This window comes from Klebsiella sp. WP4-W18-ESBL-05 (genome assembly GCF_014169075.1).
GTDB lineage: Bacteria > Pseudomonadota > Gammaproteobacteria > Enterobacterales > Enterobacteriaceae > Kluyvera > Kluyvera ascorbata_B.
On record NZ_AP022057.1, the window covers coordinates 2,404,178 to 2,421,251 of the forward strand.

The 17,074-nt window shown below is 50.8% G+C and carries 21 protein-coding genes; 17 read left to right on the forward strand and 4 right to left on the reverse strand.

All coding sequences use genetic code 11. The features are described 5' to 3' along the window. Positions 1 to 115 precede the first annotated feature (115 nt). The 7 genes from H7R58_RS11540 (at position 116) to H7R58_RS11570 (ending at position 4,056) form a co-directional block, all read left to right on the forward strand. A complete protein-coding gene (locus tag H7R58_RS11540; RefSeq protein WP_182934748.1) occupies positions 116 to 463 on the forward strand; it encodes a hypothetical protein in 348 nt (115 codons plus the stop codon). Further along, entirely contained in the window at positions 450 to 1,859 is a 1,410-nt protein-coding gene (locus H7R58_RS11545; RefSeq protein ID WP_182934749.1) for a baseplate protein, read from the forward strand. The genes H7R58_RS11540 and H7R58_RS11545 overlap by 14 nt, the downstream gene beginning before the upstream one ends. Beyond that, entirely contained in the window at positions 1,859 to 2,614 is a 756-nt protein-coding gene (locus tag H7R58_RS11550) for a hypothetical protein (RefSeq protein WP_182934750.1), read from the forward strand. Before H7R58_RS11545 ends, H7R58_RS11550 begins: the two co-directional genes overlap by 1 nt. After that, the gene (locus H7R58_RS11555; protein WP_182934751.1) at positions 2,607 to 2,837 is read left to right on the forward strand and encodes a phosphoglycolate phosphatase; all 231 of its coding nucleotides are present in this window, start codon (positions 2,607 to 2,609) and stop codon (positions 2,835 to 2,837) included. Before H7R58_RS11550 ends, H7R58_RS11555 begins: the two co-directional genes overlap by 8 nt. After that, positions 2,834 to 3,070, forward strand: a complete 237-nt coding sequence (locus H7R58_RS11560) for a hypothetical protein (RefSeq protein ID WP_182934752.1) — start codon at positions 2,834 to 2,836, stop codon at positions 3,068 to 3,070. Before H7R58_RS11555 ends, H7R58_RS11560 begins: the two co-directional genes overlap by 4 nt. Then, positions 3,070 to 3,702, forward strand: coding sequence for a hypothetical protein (locus H7R58_RS11565; protein WP_182934753.1), 633 nt, complete (start codon positions 3,070 to 3,072; stop codon positions 3,700 to 3,702). Before H7R58_RS11560 ends, H7R58_RS11565 begins: the two co-directional genes overlap by 1 nt. A gap of 84 nt (positions 3,703 to 3,786) precedes the next feature. Beyond that, positions 3,787 to 4,056 (forward strand): hypothetical protein, encoded by a 270-nt coding sequence (locus tag H7R58_RS11570; protein WP_182934754.1) that lies wholly within the window; start codon positions 3,787 to 3,789, stop codon positions 4,054 to 4,056. A gap of 15 nt (positions 4,057 to 4,071) precedes the next feature. Here the strand turns inward: H7R58_RS11570 and H7R58_RS11575 are convergent, their stop codons facing one another. From H7R58_RS11575 to H7R58_RS11590, 4 genes are all read right to left on the reverse strand, one after another. Further along, positions 4,072 to 4,248 carry a hypothetical protein gene (locus tag H7R58_RS11575; RefSeq protein ID WP_182934755.1) on the reverse strand — a complete coding sequence of 59 codons (177 nt, stop codon included), beginning with the start codon at positions 4,246 to 4,248 and terminating at the stop codon, positions 4,072 to 4,074. Then, positions 4,245 to 5,327 carry a hypothetical protein gene (locus H7R58_RS25295; protein WP_227674971.1) on the reverse strand — a complete coding sequence of 361 codons (1,083 nt, stop codon included), beginning with the start codon at positions 5,325 to 5,327 and terminating at the stop codon, positions 4,245 to 4,247. Before H7R58_RS25295 ends, H7R58_RS11575 begins: the two co-directional genes overlap by 4 nt. A 112-nt stretch (positions 5,328 to 5,439) precedes the next feature. Then, a complete protein-coding gene (locus tag H7R58_RS11585) occupies positions 5,440 to 5,958 on the reverse strand; it encodes a Ref family recombination enhancement nuclease (protein ID WP_182934756.1) in 519 nt (172 codons plus the stop codon). Positions 5,959 to 5,975: 17 nt separating this feature from the next. After that, complete coding sequence (locus H7R58_RS11590; RefSeq protein WP_182934757.1) at positions 5,976 to 7,520, reverse strand: ERF family protein; 1,545 nt, start codon at positions 7,518 to 7,520, stop codon at positions 5,976 to 5,978. 294 nt (positions 7,521 to 7,814) lie between these two features. On the opposite strand from H7R58_RS11590, the gene H7R58_RS11595 reads away from it, so the two are divergent. The 10 genes from H7R58_RS11595 to H7R58_RS11645 all read left to right on the forward strand — a co-directional run bounded on the left by H7R58_RS11595 (position 7,815) and on the right by H7R58_RS11645 (position 17,021). Next, a complete protein-coding gene (locus H7R58_RS11595; protein WP_182934758.1) occupies positions 7,815 to 8,093 on the forward strand; it encodes a hypothetical protein in 279 nt (92 codons plus the stop codon). 1,044 nt (positions 8,094 to 9,137) lie between these two features. Continuing rightward, complete coding sequence (locus H7R58_RS11605) at positions 9,138 to 9,545, forward strand: hypothetical protein (RefSeq protein ID WP_227674972.1); 408 nt, start codon at positions 9,138 to 9,140, stop codon at positions 9,543 to 9,545. Then, positions 9,532 to 10,941, forward strand: coding sequence for a PBSX family phage terminase large subunit (locus H7R58_RS11610; protein ID WP_182934760.1), 1,410 nt, complete (start codon positions 9,532 to 9,534; stop codon positions 10,939 to 10,941). The genes H7R58_RS11605 and H7R58_RS11610 overlap by 14 nt, the downstream gene beginning before the upstream one ends. Then, positions 10,938 to 12,314: an anti-CBASS protein Acb1 family protein gene (locus tag H7R58_RS11615; protein ID WP_182934761.1), complete on the forward strand. Its 1,377-nt coding sequence runs from the start codon at positions 10,938 to 10,940 to the stop codon at positions 12,312 to 12,314. The genes H7R58_RS11610 and H7R58_RS11615 overlap by 4 nt, the downstream gene beginning before the upstream one ends. Beyond that, positions 12,301 to 13,662 carry a phage minor head protein gene (locus H7R58_RS11620; protein WP_182934762.1) on the forward strand — a complete coding sequence of 454 codons (1,362 nt, stop codon included), beginning with the start codon at positions 12,301 to 12,303 and terminating at the stop codon, positions 13,660 to 13,662. Before H7R58_RS11615 ends, H7R58_RS11620 begins: the two co-directional genes overlap by 14 nt. Beyond that, complete coding sequence (locus tag H7R58_RS11625; protein WP_182934763.1) at positions 13,634 to 14,650, forward strand: DUF2213 domain-containing protein; 1,017 nt, start codon at positions 13,634 to 13,636, stop codon at positions 14,648 to 14,650. The genes H7R58_RS11620 and H7R58_RS11625 overlap by 29 nt, the downstream gene beginning before the upstream one ends. Further along, positions 14,650 to 15,441, forward strand: a complete 792-nt coding sequence (locus H7R58_RS11630; RefSeq protein ID WP_182934764.1) for an Ig-like domain-containing protein — start codon at positions 14,650 to 14,652, stop codon at positions 15,439 to 15,441. The genes H7R58_RS11625 and H7R58_RS11630 overlap by 1 nt, the downstream gene beginning before the upstream one ends. 14 nt (positions 15,442 to 15,455) lie before the next feature. Next, on the forward strand, positions 15,456 to 16,394 hold the full coding sequence (locus H7R58_RS11635; RefSeq protein ID WP_182934765.1) for a major capsid family protein: 939 nt from the start codon (positions 15,456 to 15,458) through the stop codon (positions 16,392 to 16,394). 3 nt (positions 16,395 to 16,397) lie between these two features. Beyond that, entirely contained in the window at positions 16,398 to 16,652 is a 255-nt protein-coding gene (locus H7R58_RS11640) for a hypothetical protein (RefSeq protein ID WP_182934766.1), read from the forward strand. A 9-nt stretch (positions 16,653 to 16,661) separates the two neighbouring features. After that, complete coding sequence (locus tag H7R58_RS11645) at positions 16,662 to 17,021, forward strand: DUF4054 domain-containing protein (RefSeq protein WP_182934767.1); 360 nt, start codon at positions 16,662 to 16,664, stop codon at positions 17,019 to 17,021. Positions 17,022 to 17,074 lie beyond the last annotated feature (53 nt).

Here is a 17,074-nt window from a genome sequence, read left to right on the forward strand (position 1 = left end):
GCCGGGGGAAACGAGTTATCCCCGTTGGTAAGGTTCAGCGTGTTGAGTCGGTAGGGGCTCAGCGCTGCCTTGTGTGGGTATCAGGGCTGGCGTTTGTAGAGGGGATGAATTACTGATGTTAGACATAATGCAAGATGACGACGGCGTAATCCTCCGCAATGGTGATTTTGTGCTGGATGGCGGTATTGATGGCGTTGCTCAGCAGGCTGAAATCAGAGTTTCGACGAACAAGGGTGAATGGTGGCTTGATGAAACTCAGGGTCTACCCTGGACGCCCGGCATTCTCGCATCGAAGCTACCAGCATCGATTGTATCAAACATGATTAATGCAGAAGCACGCCGGACACCAGCCGTTACAGATGCAAAAACCACGGCTGTTAGTGATGCAAAAGGTAATTATTTTATCCGTTTTGCGGTTTATATGGGGCCAGTAAGTACAGAGGTAACCAGTGGAATTAGTTAACGACAGCGGCTGGATAGGCGCAAGATTGCCAGAAATAAGAGGCGACAAATACGAAAAATTAAAGGGTGCGTTGGGTGATATAAATCCTGACGGCGATTCTCTTGTTGGACAAACAATCGCCATTGTTGCGGAAGATGATTTGAATATCATTGAGGCGATCGGGTGGGTATTTGCTGGTTTTTTCATTTCAATGGGTGAAGGGGCTCAGCTCGATGGTTTGGGAGAGCGTTTTAATCTTCGCCGCGCCGGGCTTACTCGTTCGATGGCATATGTTATCTATTTGCTGGAGCCTGGAAAAACGGTTGCTGCTGGGACCGCTTTTACTATTTCGGGAGCAAGTGGCGATTGGATGCCCCTCAGTGATGTAAAAGAGAATGATAAAACCGCCGCTGGGTATGTGCTATCAGTCAAAGATAATGCAATAACAACCGGTAATACATTTACGATTAGTGTCGCGGGCAAGCCCTATTCAACACAATATCAATCTGGTGACACTTCCGATTCAATTATTGCCCGTTTGTATGCTGTTATCGCTGATGCCGAAGCATCGATGACAACATATAAAACGGCGTACGGGGAAATGCTTTACTCTTCTGATGGGCGTTCGCTGGCTCAGTTCTCGTTTTCTGATGATGTGTTTAGCGTTGTACGAACGGGTATTCCGGCAACAGCCTATTATCAGAGCGATACAGAGTTTCCCCAGGCTCTATTTGGATATATCGCGACTGATGACATATTGGTGTTGGCGAATGGCCTTAAAGGGTTTCTTATCGAAGATGATGAGTCATATCGCGATCGTATGCAGATTGCAGCGGCGGCGGGGCGTAGCAGCGTAAGCGCTGCCAGGCCGGGTATCAAAAATGCGGTGCTGGCAGTAGATGGCGTCACATTTGCTGATGTTGTAAATAACCGGGATATAGAAACTAACGCGGCGGGGATCCCCGGTAAATCAGTGCAGGTCTTTGTCGCAGGTGGCGATGCAAATGCTATCGCACAGGCTATATATGGGGCTGCGGCTGGTGAATGTGGATTTTATGGCGATCAAGCCGGTACGGCGACTGATGGCGAAGTAACTGAGACAGTTTATTTTAGCCGTCAAAGTTTCCAGCTAATTTACGTTTCAGTGTCTGGCGATGTCTGGGACAAAGAAACTACAGGCCGACCAGATGACTATATCAGCGTGGCGCAGAATACAGTTGCAGCGTTTATTGCTACGTTGGGAGTTGGTAAAGATGTTTTCGCTGGTCAAATTTATGCTCATTTACTGATTGCATTTCCCACATTAACCGACGTTGATGTGAAGGTAGGGACCGCTGCGGATCCAACAGGTAAACATGTTCCGATAGACAGCGGGATTGTTGCTGTTACTGACCTAAATTCTGTGGCGGTGGTCTGATGGAGCCAATTATTAAATCGCCGGATGTGCTAGCGAAATCCAGGTACACCAGCAAAAACAGAAAACAACGTAATATTGATATGGTGGCGGGCCTTAAATCAAGTCACGCTAATATCAATCAGGCCATAGAGTATCTTAAAAAAGGGTTCTCCCTTACTGATTCAACAGGTGTTCTCCTTGACGCCTGGGGTGAGCAATACGCTTTAGGGCGAGATGGGAGGGATGATGACACATACCGCGAGGCACTACAGCAGGAGCAAGGGAGTCTCACTGTAGCCGCCCAATCTCGCCCATCCCTGGGGGCGTTTGTGCAGCAGGTTTATAAACTTACCTGGCTACGTCTTGATAAGGTTGGCCTAACCACTGGCGCGGTGGGTGCTGCATTTAATCGTGTTCCTCTGCGAATGGTGTTTGTCCAATTTGGGGGGATGGCTCCGGATATAGAAATTCCTGAAACGCTCGCATCAGCCACATTAGCCGCCGATGTTTACAGCGCGGCGACGCCAGCCAACGTCAAAATGACAAATCATGCGCCAATGTTTCCGGGTAACGTCTTCCCGTGTGTCTGGGGAGGTTCTCAGTACGAATACACGCAAAAAACAATCAGAGCAGCGGATGCAAAAGGGTTGAGGGTCACCGCGACGAAATCGCTATTAACCCGTGTTGCGTGGACGCATTTAAAACGAGGCGCTGGGTTAACAGAGCCGTTCAACACTCTTGTAACAGTAAAGAAAATGGTGGTGAAAAATGGATAGCTGGGCAGATACCGATAAGACATATCCTGGATTGGATAACGCTGAAATCCCGAACAGAGAGGAACCATCACAAGAACTGCAAGCTACGGGGTTTGCGCCGACCTACATTGACGAGCAAGGTAATCTGGTGCTTGGGGACGGAATGACGGCACAGGCGATGAACTTCATTCTTCATGACCTGTACGCAAAGTATAAAGCGCTGTTGGCGAGAGCAAACGCATGAAAAGTTTTGCACGTTTAGATCGGGAATACCGGATGAATGGCGGTGCGGTGGGGAGTAAAACGCAGCCGTCAGCAACTAAACAGTCTGTTGGGTTTGCGCCGACATACACCGATGCTACAGGTAGGGTGGTGCTTGGCGATCCACTTGATGTTTCCGAGCTTAATTTTATCTTTCATGACCTATACGCACAGGCCGATAATATTGACCAGATTTTAACGGCTAAGGGGAAATAATGTCTTTAACACCGGATGAGCTAGTCGCTATATCTGACCTTGAATCAGCAACCATTAATGACGTATCACTAGTGCCTGATTGGGTTCTGCCTGCCGAGGTTCGCGGAAGTGACGCGCCAATTAACAATATTCCGTACCCTCAACACACCATAGACGTGTTTGGCGGCTTATTGGCTGGTAGCTGGGCTCTTGCGTTTCAAAACCCGCTACAGCGCGTTGTGTGCGAACTGGAGATATTCCACGGGGAGAATGCTCCTGTGTCGATGCCGCCTGATTTGTCTGCGCTTGAATTATCGGTTACCGGCTTTGATAAAGCGGTAATCTTTTGCCCGGCAAAAACAGCCACTGATACCGCGCCAGATGACTATTTCGGGCTGTCGGTTTCCGGCGTCACACCTGTCTATAAACTCGGCGGAAAGCGTCGATTCCTTGAGCAATCGGGGTTGGTGGTAATTCCACTGACAATAATACTGTTATCAACACAGAAATTAAGTGACGAGGAAGTCAGCCGGGCACTTTCAGTGACGCTCAAGCGTAAAGACGAATCACAGACCGATATTGCGCCAATTATCAGCGGCATGGTGTATAGCAACCCATTACCGTCAGCACGAGATATAGCGCAGGCATCGTGACCGCTGAGAAATAAAAAAGGCATTAATAAGTTTTGTGGCAACATTCCCCCGGTTTGTTAATAACAATTCGGGGGTTTGTTTTTTATGAAAATGACAACGCGCAAAAAACCGCAATGGAAAGACCTTTATCACAATGGTGTGTTCACGCGAGTGGTCGCCGTAAAGAATGACCGTGGGCGCTGGAGCTTGTTCGGGGTTCATCGGTCAGTAGGGGCGGCTATGTTTGTTGAAGCCGCCAGAGGCGGTATCAGAGAATGGTCGGGGCTAAGCTACCTGGGTGATTTCTGCGATTCAATGGGTGTTTCTCTATGGGAGGTTCATCATAAGAGCGCCCAAAAAGAACAGGCCGCATAAATGCGGCCTTTGGAGTTATTCAGGCTGCGGGGCCAGCGAGCCGGGCAGTACTTGCCGAATTGCATCTGGTTGCGCGTTATAGAACTCAATGTAACGCGCATCAGATTGCTCAATTTCAGTTGAGTGCGCTTGCGGGCACGAGAACACCGAAACAACGGATTTACCATCTTTTGTTAATTCAACAGAAATCAAATTGAGTACCTCGATATGACAATTGATGCCGACCATGATTGAACAACCGAGCCGTTTGGGTTTATGTCGTAATACATAGTCTGCGGAGTAACCAGGGCCAAGCTTGAGAACTGCCCATACACGCCGAGCCCCGTGTTTCCTACGTAGCCCCCGATAGAAATAATTCCTGCGCCCGACGCTCCAGAGGCAACATCAATAATCAGGCCGCCGGTCGCCGCCGTTGAATATAGCGAGCCGTAGCCGCTGATATCAGTTGCGTTTTTTGGGACGATCCCTGCAATAGACAACGCTGTTAGCGACGTGATTTGCGACGTCGATGTTAACGCTATCTGGCGCGGGAATGATACAGACCGCCCTGTTTGATACCCCGCGACGAACTGTGAGCCTGAAACCCGCCAAACGCTGACCAATGCGCTTGCAGTGTAGCCAGCTGGCATATTAGCGCCGCCGTAAAGTTCTGGCGCATTAATGCTTGTTGCATCGACCGCGAGCAATGCTGACGTGTTTGTCGTTGGGTTGAAAATCGCATACAGCGCAACAAAACCAGACGCTGGAACCGTCCCAGCATCCATCCCGCCTGCACCTACCGCACCGAGATTCACTGTCTTATTGAATGCGCTTAGCCTGTACTGCTGGCCTGTTGCTGCCTCAACGATTAGCTCGTCTGCTGTGAATGTCGCTGTTGCTGCTGCGGCGCTGATGCTCATGCGAGCGTTTAGTGACGTCCCAACGACCCCGGAGAATGATTCTCTCAATTGAAGATTTGATAGGGCTTCTGCAATAGCAGCAGTACCGTCAGCTTTAATGTCAGCAAAAGGATTGATTCGGGATAAGGGACCACGCCACGAAGTCCATTTATCGCCGTTTCTAGTTGAAGTTAAAAAGATAATTGAATCAGATATAAAAAATCGCCGAGCTGGTGAGCCTGAGGGAAGTATTAATACGCCGCCCAGGCTATCGGGTGATGATGCATTCGCTGGTGGGATTGGATAGATGCCTGGTGATAAAATGGCGTTGATATCATCACTGACACCGACGGTCAATTTCATCATCAGCGAACCGTAGTTATTTTCTGACATAGACACCTCTTCTGATTTGGTTGGGTGTCATTAAAAGCGAGGTTAGGGGCAGCATACAGCAAAGCGGCGAGCGGTAATGCCGCCAGACGGCGCTGGCGGCTTGCGGATGGTTTCAGGCTATCATTTCGAGACAAAGCTGATAAAGATGCTCCTGCGAGCCGTTGAGCGCTTTAAATGCGCTCTTTCCTCCGCATGTTCCATCGGCATGAACAGGAACAAGCCAGGGATAGGCGGCGCGGACTGATGCCGGTGCAGCGTGCTGATGATGACCATCGCACAAGGGCAGGATAAAAGCATGTGCGCCGTCAGCCGTTCTGCCGCTAATGTGATGAATGGTCGTATTCTCGTTAACGACACCATGCACATAACAGGCGATACAAGGCAGGGAGCCGATTTTATTCATTATCCTGCGTTCTGCTGCGGTTGGCGTTCGCCCCTTCAACCCACGGCATTTAATCGGCTTTCTTTTTGCTCGTTCCGCGCTGTTTTCCTGTCGTTTTCGTTGCTTTTCATACTGTTCGGCTCTCCAGTTTGGGTCCGCGAGCTTTTCGCGCTGGCGGGCAATGGCCCGCGCCTGATATTCACGCTGCTTGTCGTGGTGACACTGTAACTTTTCTTGTGCGGTTTTCATGACCGTTACCCCACATATCAGTAAGGCAGGTCAGATTCAGGAATGTATACAGGGGTTTCGCTGGTTAACCCGTTACTCTCAACATGCAAAATAAGCGTGTCGATGAAGCCGGATGTATGGTCGTCGCAACGTTTCGCGATTTCGCGTAGCTGTTGCAGTTTGTCGGGAGTGCTGGCGTTACCACGCGTAACCTCGATCGCAATCGCGGCTTTCTGACTCATCGTGTCAGTATCAGCGGCGATAGTGTCAGCCAGATTTCGGGCGGCGGTCATATCGGGTTTGGCCTTAACGTCGCCAGCCATCAGGGATAGGGTGTAGAAGTCGCGGCAGGCATTATACCAGTTGCGGCGGTGATAGCTTGTGTCTGCGTGTACCTCACGCATATTGAGGCCGCTAGCTACATGAGCTTCCATCTGACGCATGGCGATTTCCATAATTTCATCATCATGGCCGTTCTCGATAGCGAGGATAAAAGCCTCTTCCTCAGCACTCAGCGGCGTGCAGTCGGGAATAAAAGTACCTGCGGGAACTACTCTGTCGCTGGAATCGCGAACGTTGCTGTTATCAGCAGTGGAAAGCGCAATTCCTGTGAGTGATTCGGCAATATTCATAGCCGTTTCTGCATCAACATGCTTACCTGTGCGCGTATCGATAAGTTCGTCACCATCGGCTTTAAACAGTCCCGCCTGTTGATAAAAACTCTGCCAGTGAACATCTGTCAGCCCATAGCGCAGCACGGTATCGCGCGCCTGTGCTTCATCATCCAGCAGGCCGTTAACATTGCTGATAGTGTCATCTGCGACTTCTGCGGGGGTGCGTAGAAACGGATTGCGGGCTTTCGCCTGGGCGACAATAGCAGAGCCGGTGAATTCGCCTGCGGCAACCAACATATTGAGAATAGCTTCTGGTTTTGTACGAGCGCTGGTGGTCGGCTTCCATTCGCGGCTGCTGTTAAGGGCGCGAGCTTTGCGGCGGTCGCGTTTGCGATCGGCCTGGTCTGCGTCATCATCACCATCAGTGATATCCAGAGCCTGGCGAAGCCCGTAGCGGCGGAAGTAGGTGAAGGTTGCGCCAACTTTCTGGCATTCGTCCAGGCGTTTATCTTCTTTCATGTACGCCGGGAGACGGAAAGAAACCTCTGTGTTGGTCGGGATGTGCAGGAAGGTCGTCACCATTTCGAGCGGCAATTCGTCGCCTTTTGCAAATTCCTGTTTCAGCATCAGGCCATGCTGATAAATCGGGTCGCGGAGCGCGTCCAGCATCTGGGCCAGGCTGGCGTGGGTAAAGTCGAGGGCTTCGTTGTAGCTGTCACGCTGCGGGTTTTTAACCATGTGGGTCATGTGCGCCAGCGCTTCAAGGACGTTAGCATACTGCTTACCGGGAGCGACGTAGACCTCTTGTGCTGCGGCGGCGGGCTGCTGTACTTCTGTTTTTTCGCCCTGATTTGAGTGGTTTTTATGAACGGGTATCATTGCTGCGCTGGCATAGCCTGCGGCTTTAAGGGCAGTAATGGTATGCGCCAGCAGTTCGGCAGTGTCAGGGATAGACAGTAATGTAGACATGGTATGCTCCTTCTTGTGAGACTGAATCCCCACTTTTGAGATGGGGCGGGGTGGAGCTCAAAACCGCAAGAAGTCGGCGGACTTATTCACAGACGGAGAGGCCTGCTATTCGTCGCACTCCACCCCATAATTCAGCACTCACGTAGCCGAAACTACCAGAGCATAAATTCTGGGCACAAAAAAATCACGCTGACGGGGTGATTTACCGCTTCTTGTAAGGTGTTTTGAGCACCTGATATAGATCTTATTTCAACTACAAATTAGAATCAAGCGACAATTAACCATGCACTGAGAATGGATATGAATACCTACGGATTAGATGCGCATACTTTCGGGCTTAACGTTATTTTGTTCGCCGAGAAGTTCTCACGCGAGTTTCAATGGAAAACGGAACAGGAAAGAGCGGTTTTTCAGGTGACAGTCCAGAACGTACTGAGAATGACAGATAGAGCGGAAAAATTCGTTAGCGACTTCTGCTCCGAAACTGGTTATGACAGGGCGCAACAAAATCAAATGATGAGTGAAATGTTCTATAAATGGGATGAGCATGTTTCAAAATTAAAACGCGGATAACTGATATACCCGCTGGCGAAAGTTCCGAGAATAGACACAAAAAACGTTATTGTTGCCACAATATCACTGTAACTCGTTAGGGGATCTTTATGTCTTATGCGGAATTTGTAGCAACACTGGCCTTAGGAATATCGATAGGGAGCGTGCTTTCCTGTCTTTGGTTTGCTTGGCTATCCAGGCGCTGCTGATACACGTAAGAGCTTATATAAACTACAAATAAGTAAAAATAGGCGAGGGTAATATTTTTGATGTGAGGTGATAGTTGTGGGTATAATCCCGCTCGGTGCTTGAGGCTATCTGTCTCATGTTACCGTGCGACAGATAGATAAAAGCCCCGAAGGTCAATTTTCATTAACCAACGAGGCCTCTAATCTTGCGTGACAACACGATTATAGCCTCCCAAAAGCGAAGGAGGCAACTTTGTTTTACAAAGGAGTATTTTTGTTCATCGCGATTTTTATCGCGGCGTTACTGGCGTACACCGCCCTTAATCGGACGCTTTGTGAAGCGTCAATAGGTCAGGGAGGGGTGCAAGTAGCGGCAAAGTTTGCCTACGAAGCTAAGGAGAGTCGCTAAATCAGGGCGGGGAGAAATCCCCGCCTTTCATACTGCGACGCATGGCCTAAGCACCTTTTGAATGCCGCTCCTTCGGGGGCGGCTTTTTCGTTTGAAAGGGCCGCACTTCAAATGCCACCTATCCCTCTCGCACAGTTTTTTGATTACCAGCTTTGCAAACACAATAATTGCCTCACCTTTTAGTGAGATTGCCATTGCTTTACCCTTTGTGATGTTGAGCCATTCCGCCCCCGGAGTGGCTTTTTTTTATTTGTACTACACGCCAGCGGTAACGCCGTTTTCGATCCTCCAGTTTCCTCGCTACGCTGCAAGCCTCACAAAGGGGGCATTGTGACCATAAAAATAAGTAAGCGCGATGATGCATTTGCAAAGCTGGTAGCTGAGGAGAGGGAGGCTCCAGGCTTTAGCTATGCCAGGTCGCGTAGTAGAGATTACAAAGGGTTTAACGATGATTTTCAGGCTGAAAAGTTGCTCAAAGACAACGAAATACAGCAGGCAGTCAGCGTTTACCGAAAGCACATCATTGCAAAAGATATCGTTGGCAGGCAGGAGGCATTGATTGACCTGTCTGCGCGTTTTCGCGCGCCGGATGCAACGGCGGTCATGCTGGAATTGCAGGCGCTGGAAAAAATGCGTCTTGATCCTGAAGTATTCCGAAGCCGCCTGGCGGCGATCGACACCAGAGCCGTGAAAAACATCAAGCGCACAAAGCACGGATGGCAGGTTGAAGGGCTGGATAAGTCCAATCTCGCCGCGCGGATCCTCACGCTGGCGGGCGTCGATATCAGCAAGCCGATAACGGACGAGGGCAAACGAATCGCGCGCGAAACGCTAACGGACCTCTACAGGGATATGGGCGGCAATGACGGCGATTGAATTAGCGACAGATGACGACTTAGAACGCCGCAGTTACTGGCTATCTGACAAAAAGAAGATGGCAGAGTGGCGTCGCACCATGCGCGTGCTGACAACCCAGCCTCATCGCGTTAAATGTCTGCGTGGTGGGCGAGGTTCAAGTAAATCATGGCGTATCGCTGAAGCGCTGATTGAAATGACTGTCCGGTATGACTTGCGCATTTTGTGTTTGCGTCGAGTGCAGAAATCAATCGATGCGTCATCACATAAGCTGCTAAGCGATACCATTCGCCGCCTGGGCTATGAATCTGAATTCACCATCACAAACAACAGCATAAAAGCGAAATCAGGCGCTGAATTCCGGTTCCTGGGCTTTCAGTCAAACCTCGACAGTATTAAATCAATCGAGGGTATTGATATCTGCTGGGTGGAAGAGGCCCACGCTATTACCGCCGAAGCATGGGAAACCCTCGCACCGACGCTACGCCGTGAAGGCGCTGAGTTGTGGATTACTTTTAACCCGGCTTTTGCCTGGGATGAAACATACGTGCGTTTTGTGCTTAACGCTGAGGACGATTGGTTTGTAGAGGAGGTGAACTGGTATCACAACCCATTCTTTAACACGACGCTAAACAAAGAGCGCCTTTACACACTGAAATATTACCCCGACCGCTATGACAACATCTGGAACGGTGTTCCCGTCAATGATTTGCCGGGCGCGGTTGTTCATCGCGGGAATCTTGAGCGGCTGGTTGTCAGCCCTGATTCTAAGCTGGCGAAAGCCTGCCGCACTGGCGTTAAAACGGCTGTACTCGATGTTGCTGATGATGGCGATGATGATTCGGTGTTGTCGTTCTTTAACGGGCGTTTTTTGTACCGTGTGGAACGTTTACAGGCCCGCGATACCGTGCAGCTAGCCGTACAGGCTCTTAAATTGGCAGAGGCAGAAGGATGTAGCGTCCTGATTTATGACTCTGTTGGGGTCGGTTCCGGCGTGAAGGGCGAGCTTAACAAATATGAGGATTCAGACATTGAATTCCGCAAATTTGTTGCTCAGGGCAAGGTGCAGCGGAAAACAACGCGCTATCGCGGCGGGCGGATGAATGAAGAAACATTCCATAACCTGCGGGCGCAAGCGTGGTGGGCATACCGCGACGCGGTCAATGATACGGTCCGTTGGCTTGAAACCGGCATTATGCCGCCAGATGGTCTGTTTGCGATATCCAGCGACATTCCGCGCCGCTATCTCGATCGCATCATGTCCGATTCGACAGGCGTTATGTGGGAAACCACGCCGGAGGACAAAATCATTATCGAAGAGAAGAAAAAAGTTAAAAAACGGCTCGGTGTGTCCACTGACTACGCCGACGCCATATTCCCGCATCTGGTCCGTATGAAATCAGGAATTATCCAATGACGAGCAAAGCAAGCCTGATTCCCGTTGAGGGGATCCTGACTAAAGAGGGCGTACAGCCCGCACAATATAACCACGACGGCTACGTAAGCATGATGACGGCGGCGGCGGGTGGCCTTTCAAAAGGCGCGGCGGGAATGGGGTCACCTACCGCTAACCGCATGAAAGCGCGTGCAACTGAGGGCATGATTCCGCTAGTGGCTGCGATGGCTGGGGAAATGTCCGGCATAGGCTGGCGCATTATCAGCGAACCGGTTGCCGCTGCGATGCTTAATCAGTTTGCTGTGGTGACAGATAACCCGGATGACGCACTGAAAATTGAGTCGCTATTTAGCGACATGCGCGTGTGGCAGTGTGTTGAAAAAGCTGTAGTGCTCAAACGTCACATGGGATGGTCAGTGCTCGTGATGGGTGATGAATGGGTACGAAGCCACGGCGCGAACTGGGTGACACCGTCCAATGATTGGTTTACCGATTACAACTCCCCGCAGTTCGGTCTGCCGGAGGGGTGGCGCATTCAGCTAAAAAGCCCGATAGGCGGTGAGGTCTTCATTGAGCAAGAGGATTCTATCTTGTTTGGGGATCCAGAATACCAGCCGATTTACGCCAGCGTTGGTATTGAATTTGGCGCGCCGTTGCTTAGTAAGCCATATGCAGCATTGCAGCGGCTTGGTCTGTCTCATGAGTTAATCATTAGTATTTTGTCTTTGTCTGTTCAGGATATTTATCAAAAAGAAGAACTTACCGAAGATTTAAAAACTGCGAAAGGTGAGGCCAGTGTTGCGCGTCGCATTGGCGGAATTGCCGCGACTCGTCATCTAAATGACATGATAGCCATTGATTTAAATGAAAAAATATCACGTCTTCAAACATCAATGACAGGTACAGCCGACCTTGTTGATATGGCTATCAAGCTGGTGTGCGCTGAAACAGGATTTCCGATCGCAATGCTGGCAGAGCGCAAGGGCGGGCTATCAAACAGTGATACCAGCGCTGATGCGCAATGGCAAAACCTTGTATCTCACATCACAACAAATGACATTATCCCTGCTCTCAAAAAGCTGGCGCTGCGCTATCTTGGCATACGGGCAAATTTCATTCCGAATAAGTCGCAAGGGCAGATAGACCGGGAAGTTGACCGGGACAAGAAAGTTGCTGAAACCGTGCAGATTTACTACGGCATGCGGGCTATAACCAGCGAAGAGGCCCGCGCCACGGCAAAAGAAACGGACGCCGTCGTTTTGCTGTCTACCACTGCGCCAGCCACTGGAACCATTGATGGTCAGAATGACCATAGTTCAGACCAGAATCAGGGAAAACTAAACCAGAATAACGCCAAAGACGATAATAACGAGGCCAATAATGGCAAAGAGTGAGCCACGATATGACGCGGGTTACCCGCTGGCTGTCGAGGCTGTATACGCTCAGCGCCTGGGGGATAACGCTCAACAGTTTGGTAAGTGGGTTCGCGATGCCTGTTTAAAAACTTACCGGGCAATTGGCAGGGCTGGCGCGGTCATCAATACTGATGCCGCCGATGGGAAAGATGTTTCTGTTGATGACCTGCTGGGGGAGTTAGTAGCCGCCGCAACGGTTAAAAAAGTGCGCATTTATATTCGCCAGCAGATGGGGGCGAACTACTCGAAGCTACCGCGCAGCAGGCAGGAAACCATCATTCGTGCTGTGGCTATGGAAATTGCGCCGGATTCGGCGCTCTTTCTCCGTGCTGTTCCCGCATTGCTCAAAGATGGTGAATTTGGAGCCGTACCCGCGTATGCATTCAGTGAAGTTCGGCGTCAATCAGCTATTAGCCTTGCGAAAGCCGTTGCGAAGGCTAATAACACCTCTCCAGATGCTTTTATACGGGCCATTAATAAAACTGCTGATGATGTGCAGGCCGCTATCGTCAACGGAAGGTTTGGCCTCACTGACGCTTATTACGATAGCTATTATCAGCGTTTCCGGGTCAACGGTGCTGCGCTGGTTGACATGCGAACAGGAGCACCGGCTACGGCTGACGCGGCGGGGGTGATATCAAAACCGCTGCTATCTCTAACAGAAACAATACGGGAAGCCAGCATAGCGCCATCACTGGCGGCGGTCGATTCCGCCAGTACTCAGCTTGTTAACTCTGCTGTCGATGATTTCCGGTTAATTATCCGCGCGGCGGCAGGCGTTGAGCTTGCGCCGGGCGTCACATTACCCCATGAGAGCATGGCGGACCTTATTTCTGTCGATATCTATGACGGTGATAAAAAACTGCTACAGCAAACCAGCGATTGGCTTGAATCAACAATGGGCCGGATGCAAGGCGTTAGCGAAGATGCCCTGCATCGCGGCATCAAGACCATGCAGCAGGGGCTACGCGAGGGGCGCGGTGTTGACTACATAGCTGACAAACTTGCGATCGAAATGGATATTCCCTATCGCCGGGCTCGTAACGTTGCCCGTAACGAGATTGGTAATCAGGCCTGGAATCTGGAAGAGGCTAACGCCCGCGCCGGGGGGATGGAATATTACCGCTGGCGGGGGATGTTAGACGAACGCGAGCGAAAATTGCATGTTGTGCGGGAGGGAGAGGCCTATACGCTGACCAGACCGCCACGCGACGGAAACCCCGGACAACCCCACGGTTGCCGATGTTATCCAGAGTGGTTGTTCTCTGCGTCAGACGTTGCAAACGCGGAGAAAGAAATTGCAGCAAGAAACCCCCGTCAATCTTGACGCTATCAAGCAATGGACGATAACCCCAGAGGGTTATCTCCAGATTGATATTCCGATCGCCCGTCCGGGCGTGCTGGTTTATGACCGCAAGCGCGGTGACGCATTCACGGCTAAAGAGTACCGCTCAGCCGATGAATTGTTTAACCAGGACTCAATGAATACCTTAATTGGCAAGACTGTGACGGTATCACGTCATCCCCCTGGGGCGGTTAATTCAAAAAATTACCGTGCGGTAAATGCTGGGATTGTTACGGCGGCATATCGGCAAGGCGATGACCTGATGGCGACGGTGCAAGTCCGGGATGAACAGTCGATTCGCCTCATAAAGCAGGATAAACGTCTGCGAGGTGCGTCTGCTGGTTATGCAGTCAGAAATAAAATTAAGCGCGACGGGGTTTCCCCTGATGGCGTTCAGTTCGACACGGTGAATGAAGGTCTTGAATATGACCATGTAAGCATCGTGCGTAACCCACGAGTTAAAACAGCAACATTCAATCTGGACGGTGAACCGATGGAACTAGATGAGGCGTTAGCCGAAATCGAAGCACTTAAATCGACAAATCAGACGCTAACGAGTGAGCTTAGCACTGTACGCGGTGATTTACTGAAGGCAAATAATCGCCTTATCAACATGGACTCAGCAAGTACAGAAGCGTATGAGCGCGGCGTTACTGATGGTCGCCAGGAGCACCAGCTTAAAGAAGCTGCTAAGCGCCTGAATATCAATACTGACAGCCTGGGTGATATTACTCTGGTTAAGCAGGCCATCATCAGGAAAGCGAATCCCGAAATTAATATGGATAGCTGGAGCGATGAACAAATTGATGTTGCTCTGTCGATGGCGCTGGTGGCCTGCGGTAAGAAATTCGACCAAACCCCGCGTAATCCTCGCGGCCTCAATACCGATGAGCAGGGAAATAACGATAAAACCGCGCATCAGGAATATCAGGCCCGCACCTTAGGTCACAAAAAACAGGCGGCGAAATAATGCAAACCACTATTAAAGATGATTTTGACGCTGGCTTGCCGGGCGACCTGGTTGTACTTCCGTCTTTCCGTTCTTCTGCTCGCGTTAGCTCGCGTCGTGCAGGCGGCGAGGTTGCTCCGGGAGACGCCGTAAAACTGACTTCTGGTAACGACTCGACCGTTGTTGCGCTGGCTGACGCTGACGCAGCTACTGATGCAATTGGTGTTGCTGTTGGCGCTCATTCAAACATGCCCGCGACGCCTGGATTCGGCAGTAATGTCAAAATTGGCGTCGTGACGATTAATTGTCCGATCGGCATTGTAGAGCATGGGCCAATCCGCGTTGCCGTGAAATCGGGCGATCTCCCGAAGGTCGGCGACCTGGCTATTCCGAAGGGCCGTAATACCACCACCGGCTATATGGAGTGGGGTGTTGCCGGAGCAGATGAAAAAACACGTTTTCGCTTTGATACGCCTGTACAGCGTGGCGGTACAGCGGTTGTTATTGTGACCGATGGTGACGTTCTGGCGGCGGGCTATCCGCGTGATGTTCCGGTAACTGGTGTAACCGTTGCCCCTAAAACGGCATCTGTCGCCGCGGGTGACACTCAACAGTTAACGCCGACTATCACGCCGGATGACGCCAGTAACAAAGATGTTACTTATCAGTCCAGTAACGCGAACGTCGCAACCGTCGATGCAAACGGCTTGGTGACTGTCGCGGCTGGCGCGGCATCAGCAGACACCGCGACTATCACCGCCAAAACAGAAGACGGTGGCTTTACTGACACCGCTGTAATTACCGTCAGCTAACAGGGATTAAATTAATGAACGAGAAATATATTGCTCAGTTAATGGCGCAATTACTGGCGGAGGCGCAAGCGGGCGGCTCTATTCCAAACCTCAATACCGATGAACAGGGGCTTATCTTTGCCCGTGACCTGATTTCCATGTCGAACGATGTTTACATGGAAGAAATGCCCGCGCCCGTCGCACTGACGATGTTTGCGCAAGAGCCGGGCATCAATGAGGGCGCAAAATGGGCGGGTTATCGCATGTATAGCGCTGCGGGCATGGCAAAAATCATGGCGGCATACGGCACTGATATGCCGATGATGAGCGCGAAAGGTAAAGAATACTTTGCGCTGATGTACGACATTGGCCTGGGCTATGGTTACACCTATTCGGACGTATTGGCGGCAGCTATGTCCGGTACACCGCTTGATAACATCCTGGCGCTGAATACCCGTGAAGCGCATGAGCGTACCGTAAGCAATCTGCTGTGGCGCGGTAACAGTGAATATCAGATTGTCGGCTTTATAGAGCATCCAAACATTCCAAATGTGGCTGTAGCTGGTGGCTGGGCGTCTGCGGATGGCGACAAAATCTGTGATGATGCCTCGGCGATAATCTCTGCGGTTAACTCCACCAAAATCTACCAGGTGAATGAGTTCCATATGCCATCTAAGGCTTGGTCTCGCGTTCAGGGTCTTCGTTTATCTGGTACGTTTGGTACTGTTCTGGCGTTCCTTCGTCAGTCATACCCGGAAATCACCTTCCGCAAAAACTCCGATCTGGATGATGACGGCATCTGTATTGCGCTGGATAACACCCGTCGTCATTTCGCCCAGGCTACGCCTATCCTGTTCCGTCAGCTACCGGTTCAGCGTTCCGGGCTCGACCTGTCTATCCCTTGCCTGTCAAAAACCGCTGGCGTGATTGTTCGCGCTCCGCTGGCTGCGGCTAAATCATCGAAGGTTATCTAAATCATGGCTGATAAAGAAACTGCATTCCTGACTAACACTACCGAAGCACCGATCCACATCGGGGCTAAAAACGACGAAGGCACAGTAATCACCATCACCGTTGCCCCGCTGGAAGCGGTGGAGGTTGATAAATCCACGCTGAATATCGGCGGTGTTAAGCAGTTCATTGACGAGAAAAAGCTAAAAGTTATCTCTGCGGCAGAAGCAAAAAAGCTGACCAAAGAGCACGACGGTATTATCAACGACGACGACGAATAAGGCGCTCTCATGACGGTAAATGATTGGTTAGCCATTCTGTTACCGGGGGTATCACTGAATCAGGGCGCTATTAGCGCCCTTTCTTCTGAGTGTATGAGGCGTTATGACCTCAGAGCAGCAGGAGAGGACGGTTACGACATCGAGCGGCTAAAAGCCCTGTACGTTGCCGCTAATCTCGCCCCGATAGCAGTTGAAGGAATTAGCGCCAGCGTGCGCGGTATATCGAGCCGCCGCGAGGGGAAGGTTTCAATGACTTACACCGAAGCAGCGCAGAAAGCAGGCTGGAAAGGTACGCAGTGGGGGCAGGAGTTTCTCGACGCAATAGGCAGCTTGTCAGGCGGCTGTATTGTTGTCGGTCATGCCAGCTAACGGAATTTTATTCTGAAAAGTGCGAATGGCCAGCTATGGCGCCCACGGTTAAA

Excerpts from the sequence above, each read along its gene's own strand:
- H7R58_RS11540 (WP_182934748.1), top strand. The coding sequence starts at position 116 with ATGTTAGACATAATGCAAGATGACGACGGCGTAATCCTCCGCAATGGT.
- H7R58_RS11550 (WP_182934750.1), top strand. The coding sequence starts at position 1,859 with ATGGAGCCAATTATTAAATCGCCGGATGTGCTAGCGAAATCCAGGTAC.
- H7R58_RS11555 (WP_182934751.1), top strand. The coding sequence starts at position 2,607 with ATGGATAGCTGGGCAGATACCGATAAGACATATCCTGGATTGGATAAC.
- H7R58_RS11560 (WP_182934752.1), top strand. The coding sequence starts at position 2,834 with ATGAAAAGTTTTGCACGTTTAGATCGGGAATACCGGATGAATGGCGGT.
- H7R58_RS11565 (WP_182934753.1), top strand. The coding sequence starts at position 3,070 with ATGTCTTTAACACCGGATGAGCTAGTCGCTATATCTGACCTTGAATCA.
- H7R58_RS11570 (WP_182934754.1), top strand. The coding sequence starts at position 3,787 with ATGAAAATGACAACGCGCAAAAAACCGCAATGGAAAGACCTTTATCAC.
- H7R58_RS25295 (WP_227674971.1), bottom strand. The coding sequence starts at position 5,327 with ATGTCAGAAAATAACTACGGTTCGCTGATGATGAAATTGACCGTCGGT.
- H7R58_RS11585 (WP_182934756.1), bottom strand. The coding sequence starts at position 5,958 with ATGAAAACCGCACAAGAAAAGTTACAGTGTCACCACGACAAGCAGCGT.
- H7R58_RS11590 (WP_182934757.1), bottom strand. The coding sequence starts at position 7,520 with ATGTCTACATTACTGTCTATCCCTGACACTGCCGAACTGCTGGCGCAT.
- H7R58_RS11595 (WP_182934758.1), top strand. The coding sequence starts at position 7,815 with ATGGATATGAATACCTACGGATTAGATGCGCATACTTTCGGGCTTAAC.
- H7R58_RS11610 (WP_182934760.1), top strand. The coding sequence starts at position 9,532 with ATGACGGCGATTGAATTAGCGACAGATGACGACTTAGAACGCCGCAGT.
- H7R58_RS11615 (WP_182934761.1), top strand. The coding sequence starts at position 10,938 with ATGACGAGCAAAGCAAGCCTGATTCCCGTTGAGGGGATCCTGACTAAA.
- H7R58_RS11620 (WP_182934762.1), top strand. The coding sequence starts at position 12,301 with ATGGCAAAGAGTGAGCCACGATATGACGCGGGTTACCCGCTGGCTGTC.
- H7R58_RS11630 (WP_182934764.1), top strand. The coding sequence starts at position 14,650 with ATGCAAACCACTATTAAAGATGATTTTGACGCTGGCTTGCCGGGCGAC.
- H7R58_RS11635 (WP_182934765.1), top strand. The coding sequence starts at position 15,456 with ATGAACGAGAAATATATTGCTCAGTTAATGGCGCAATTACTGGCGGAG.
- H7R58_RS11640 (WP_182934766.1), top strand. The coding sequence starts at position 16,398 with ATGGCTGATAAAGAAACTGCATTCCTGACTAACACTACCGAAGCACCG.
- H7R58_RS11645 (WP_182934767.1), top strand. The coding sequence starts at position 16,662 with ATGACGGTAAATGATTGGTTAGCCATTCTGTTACCGGGGGTATCACTG.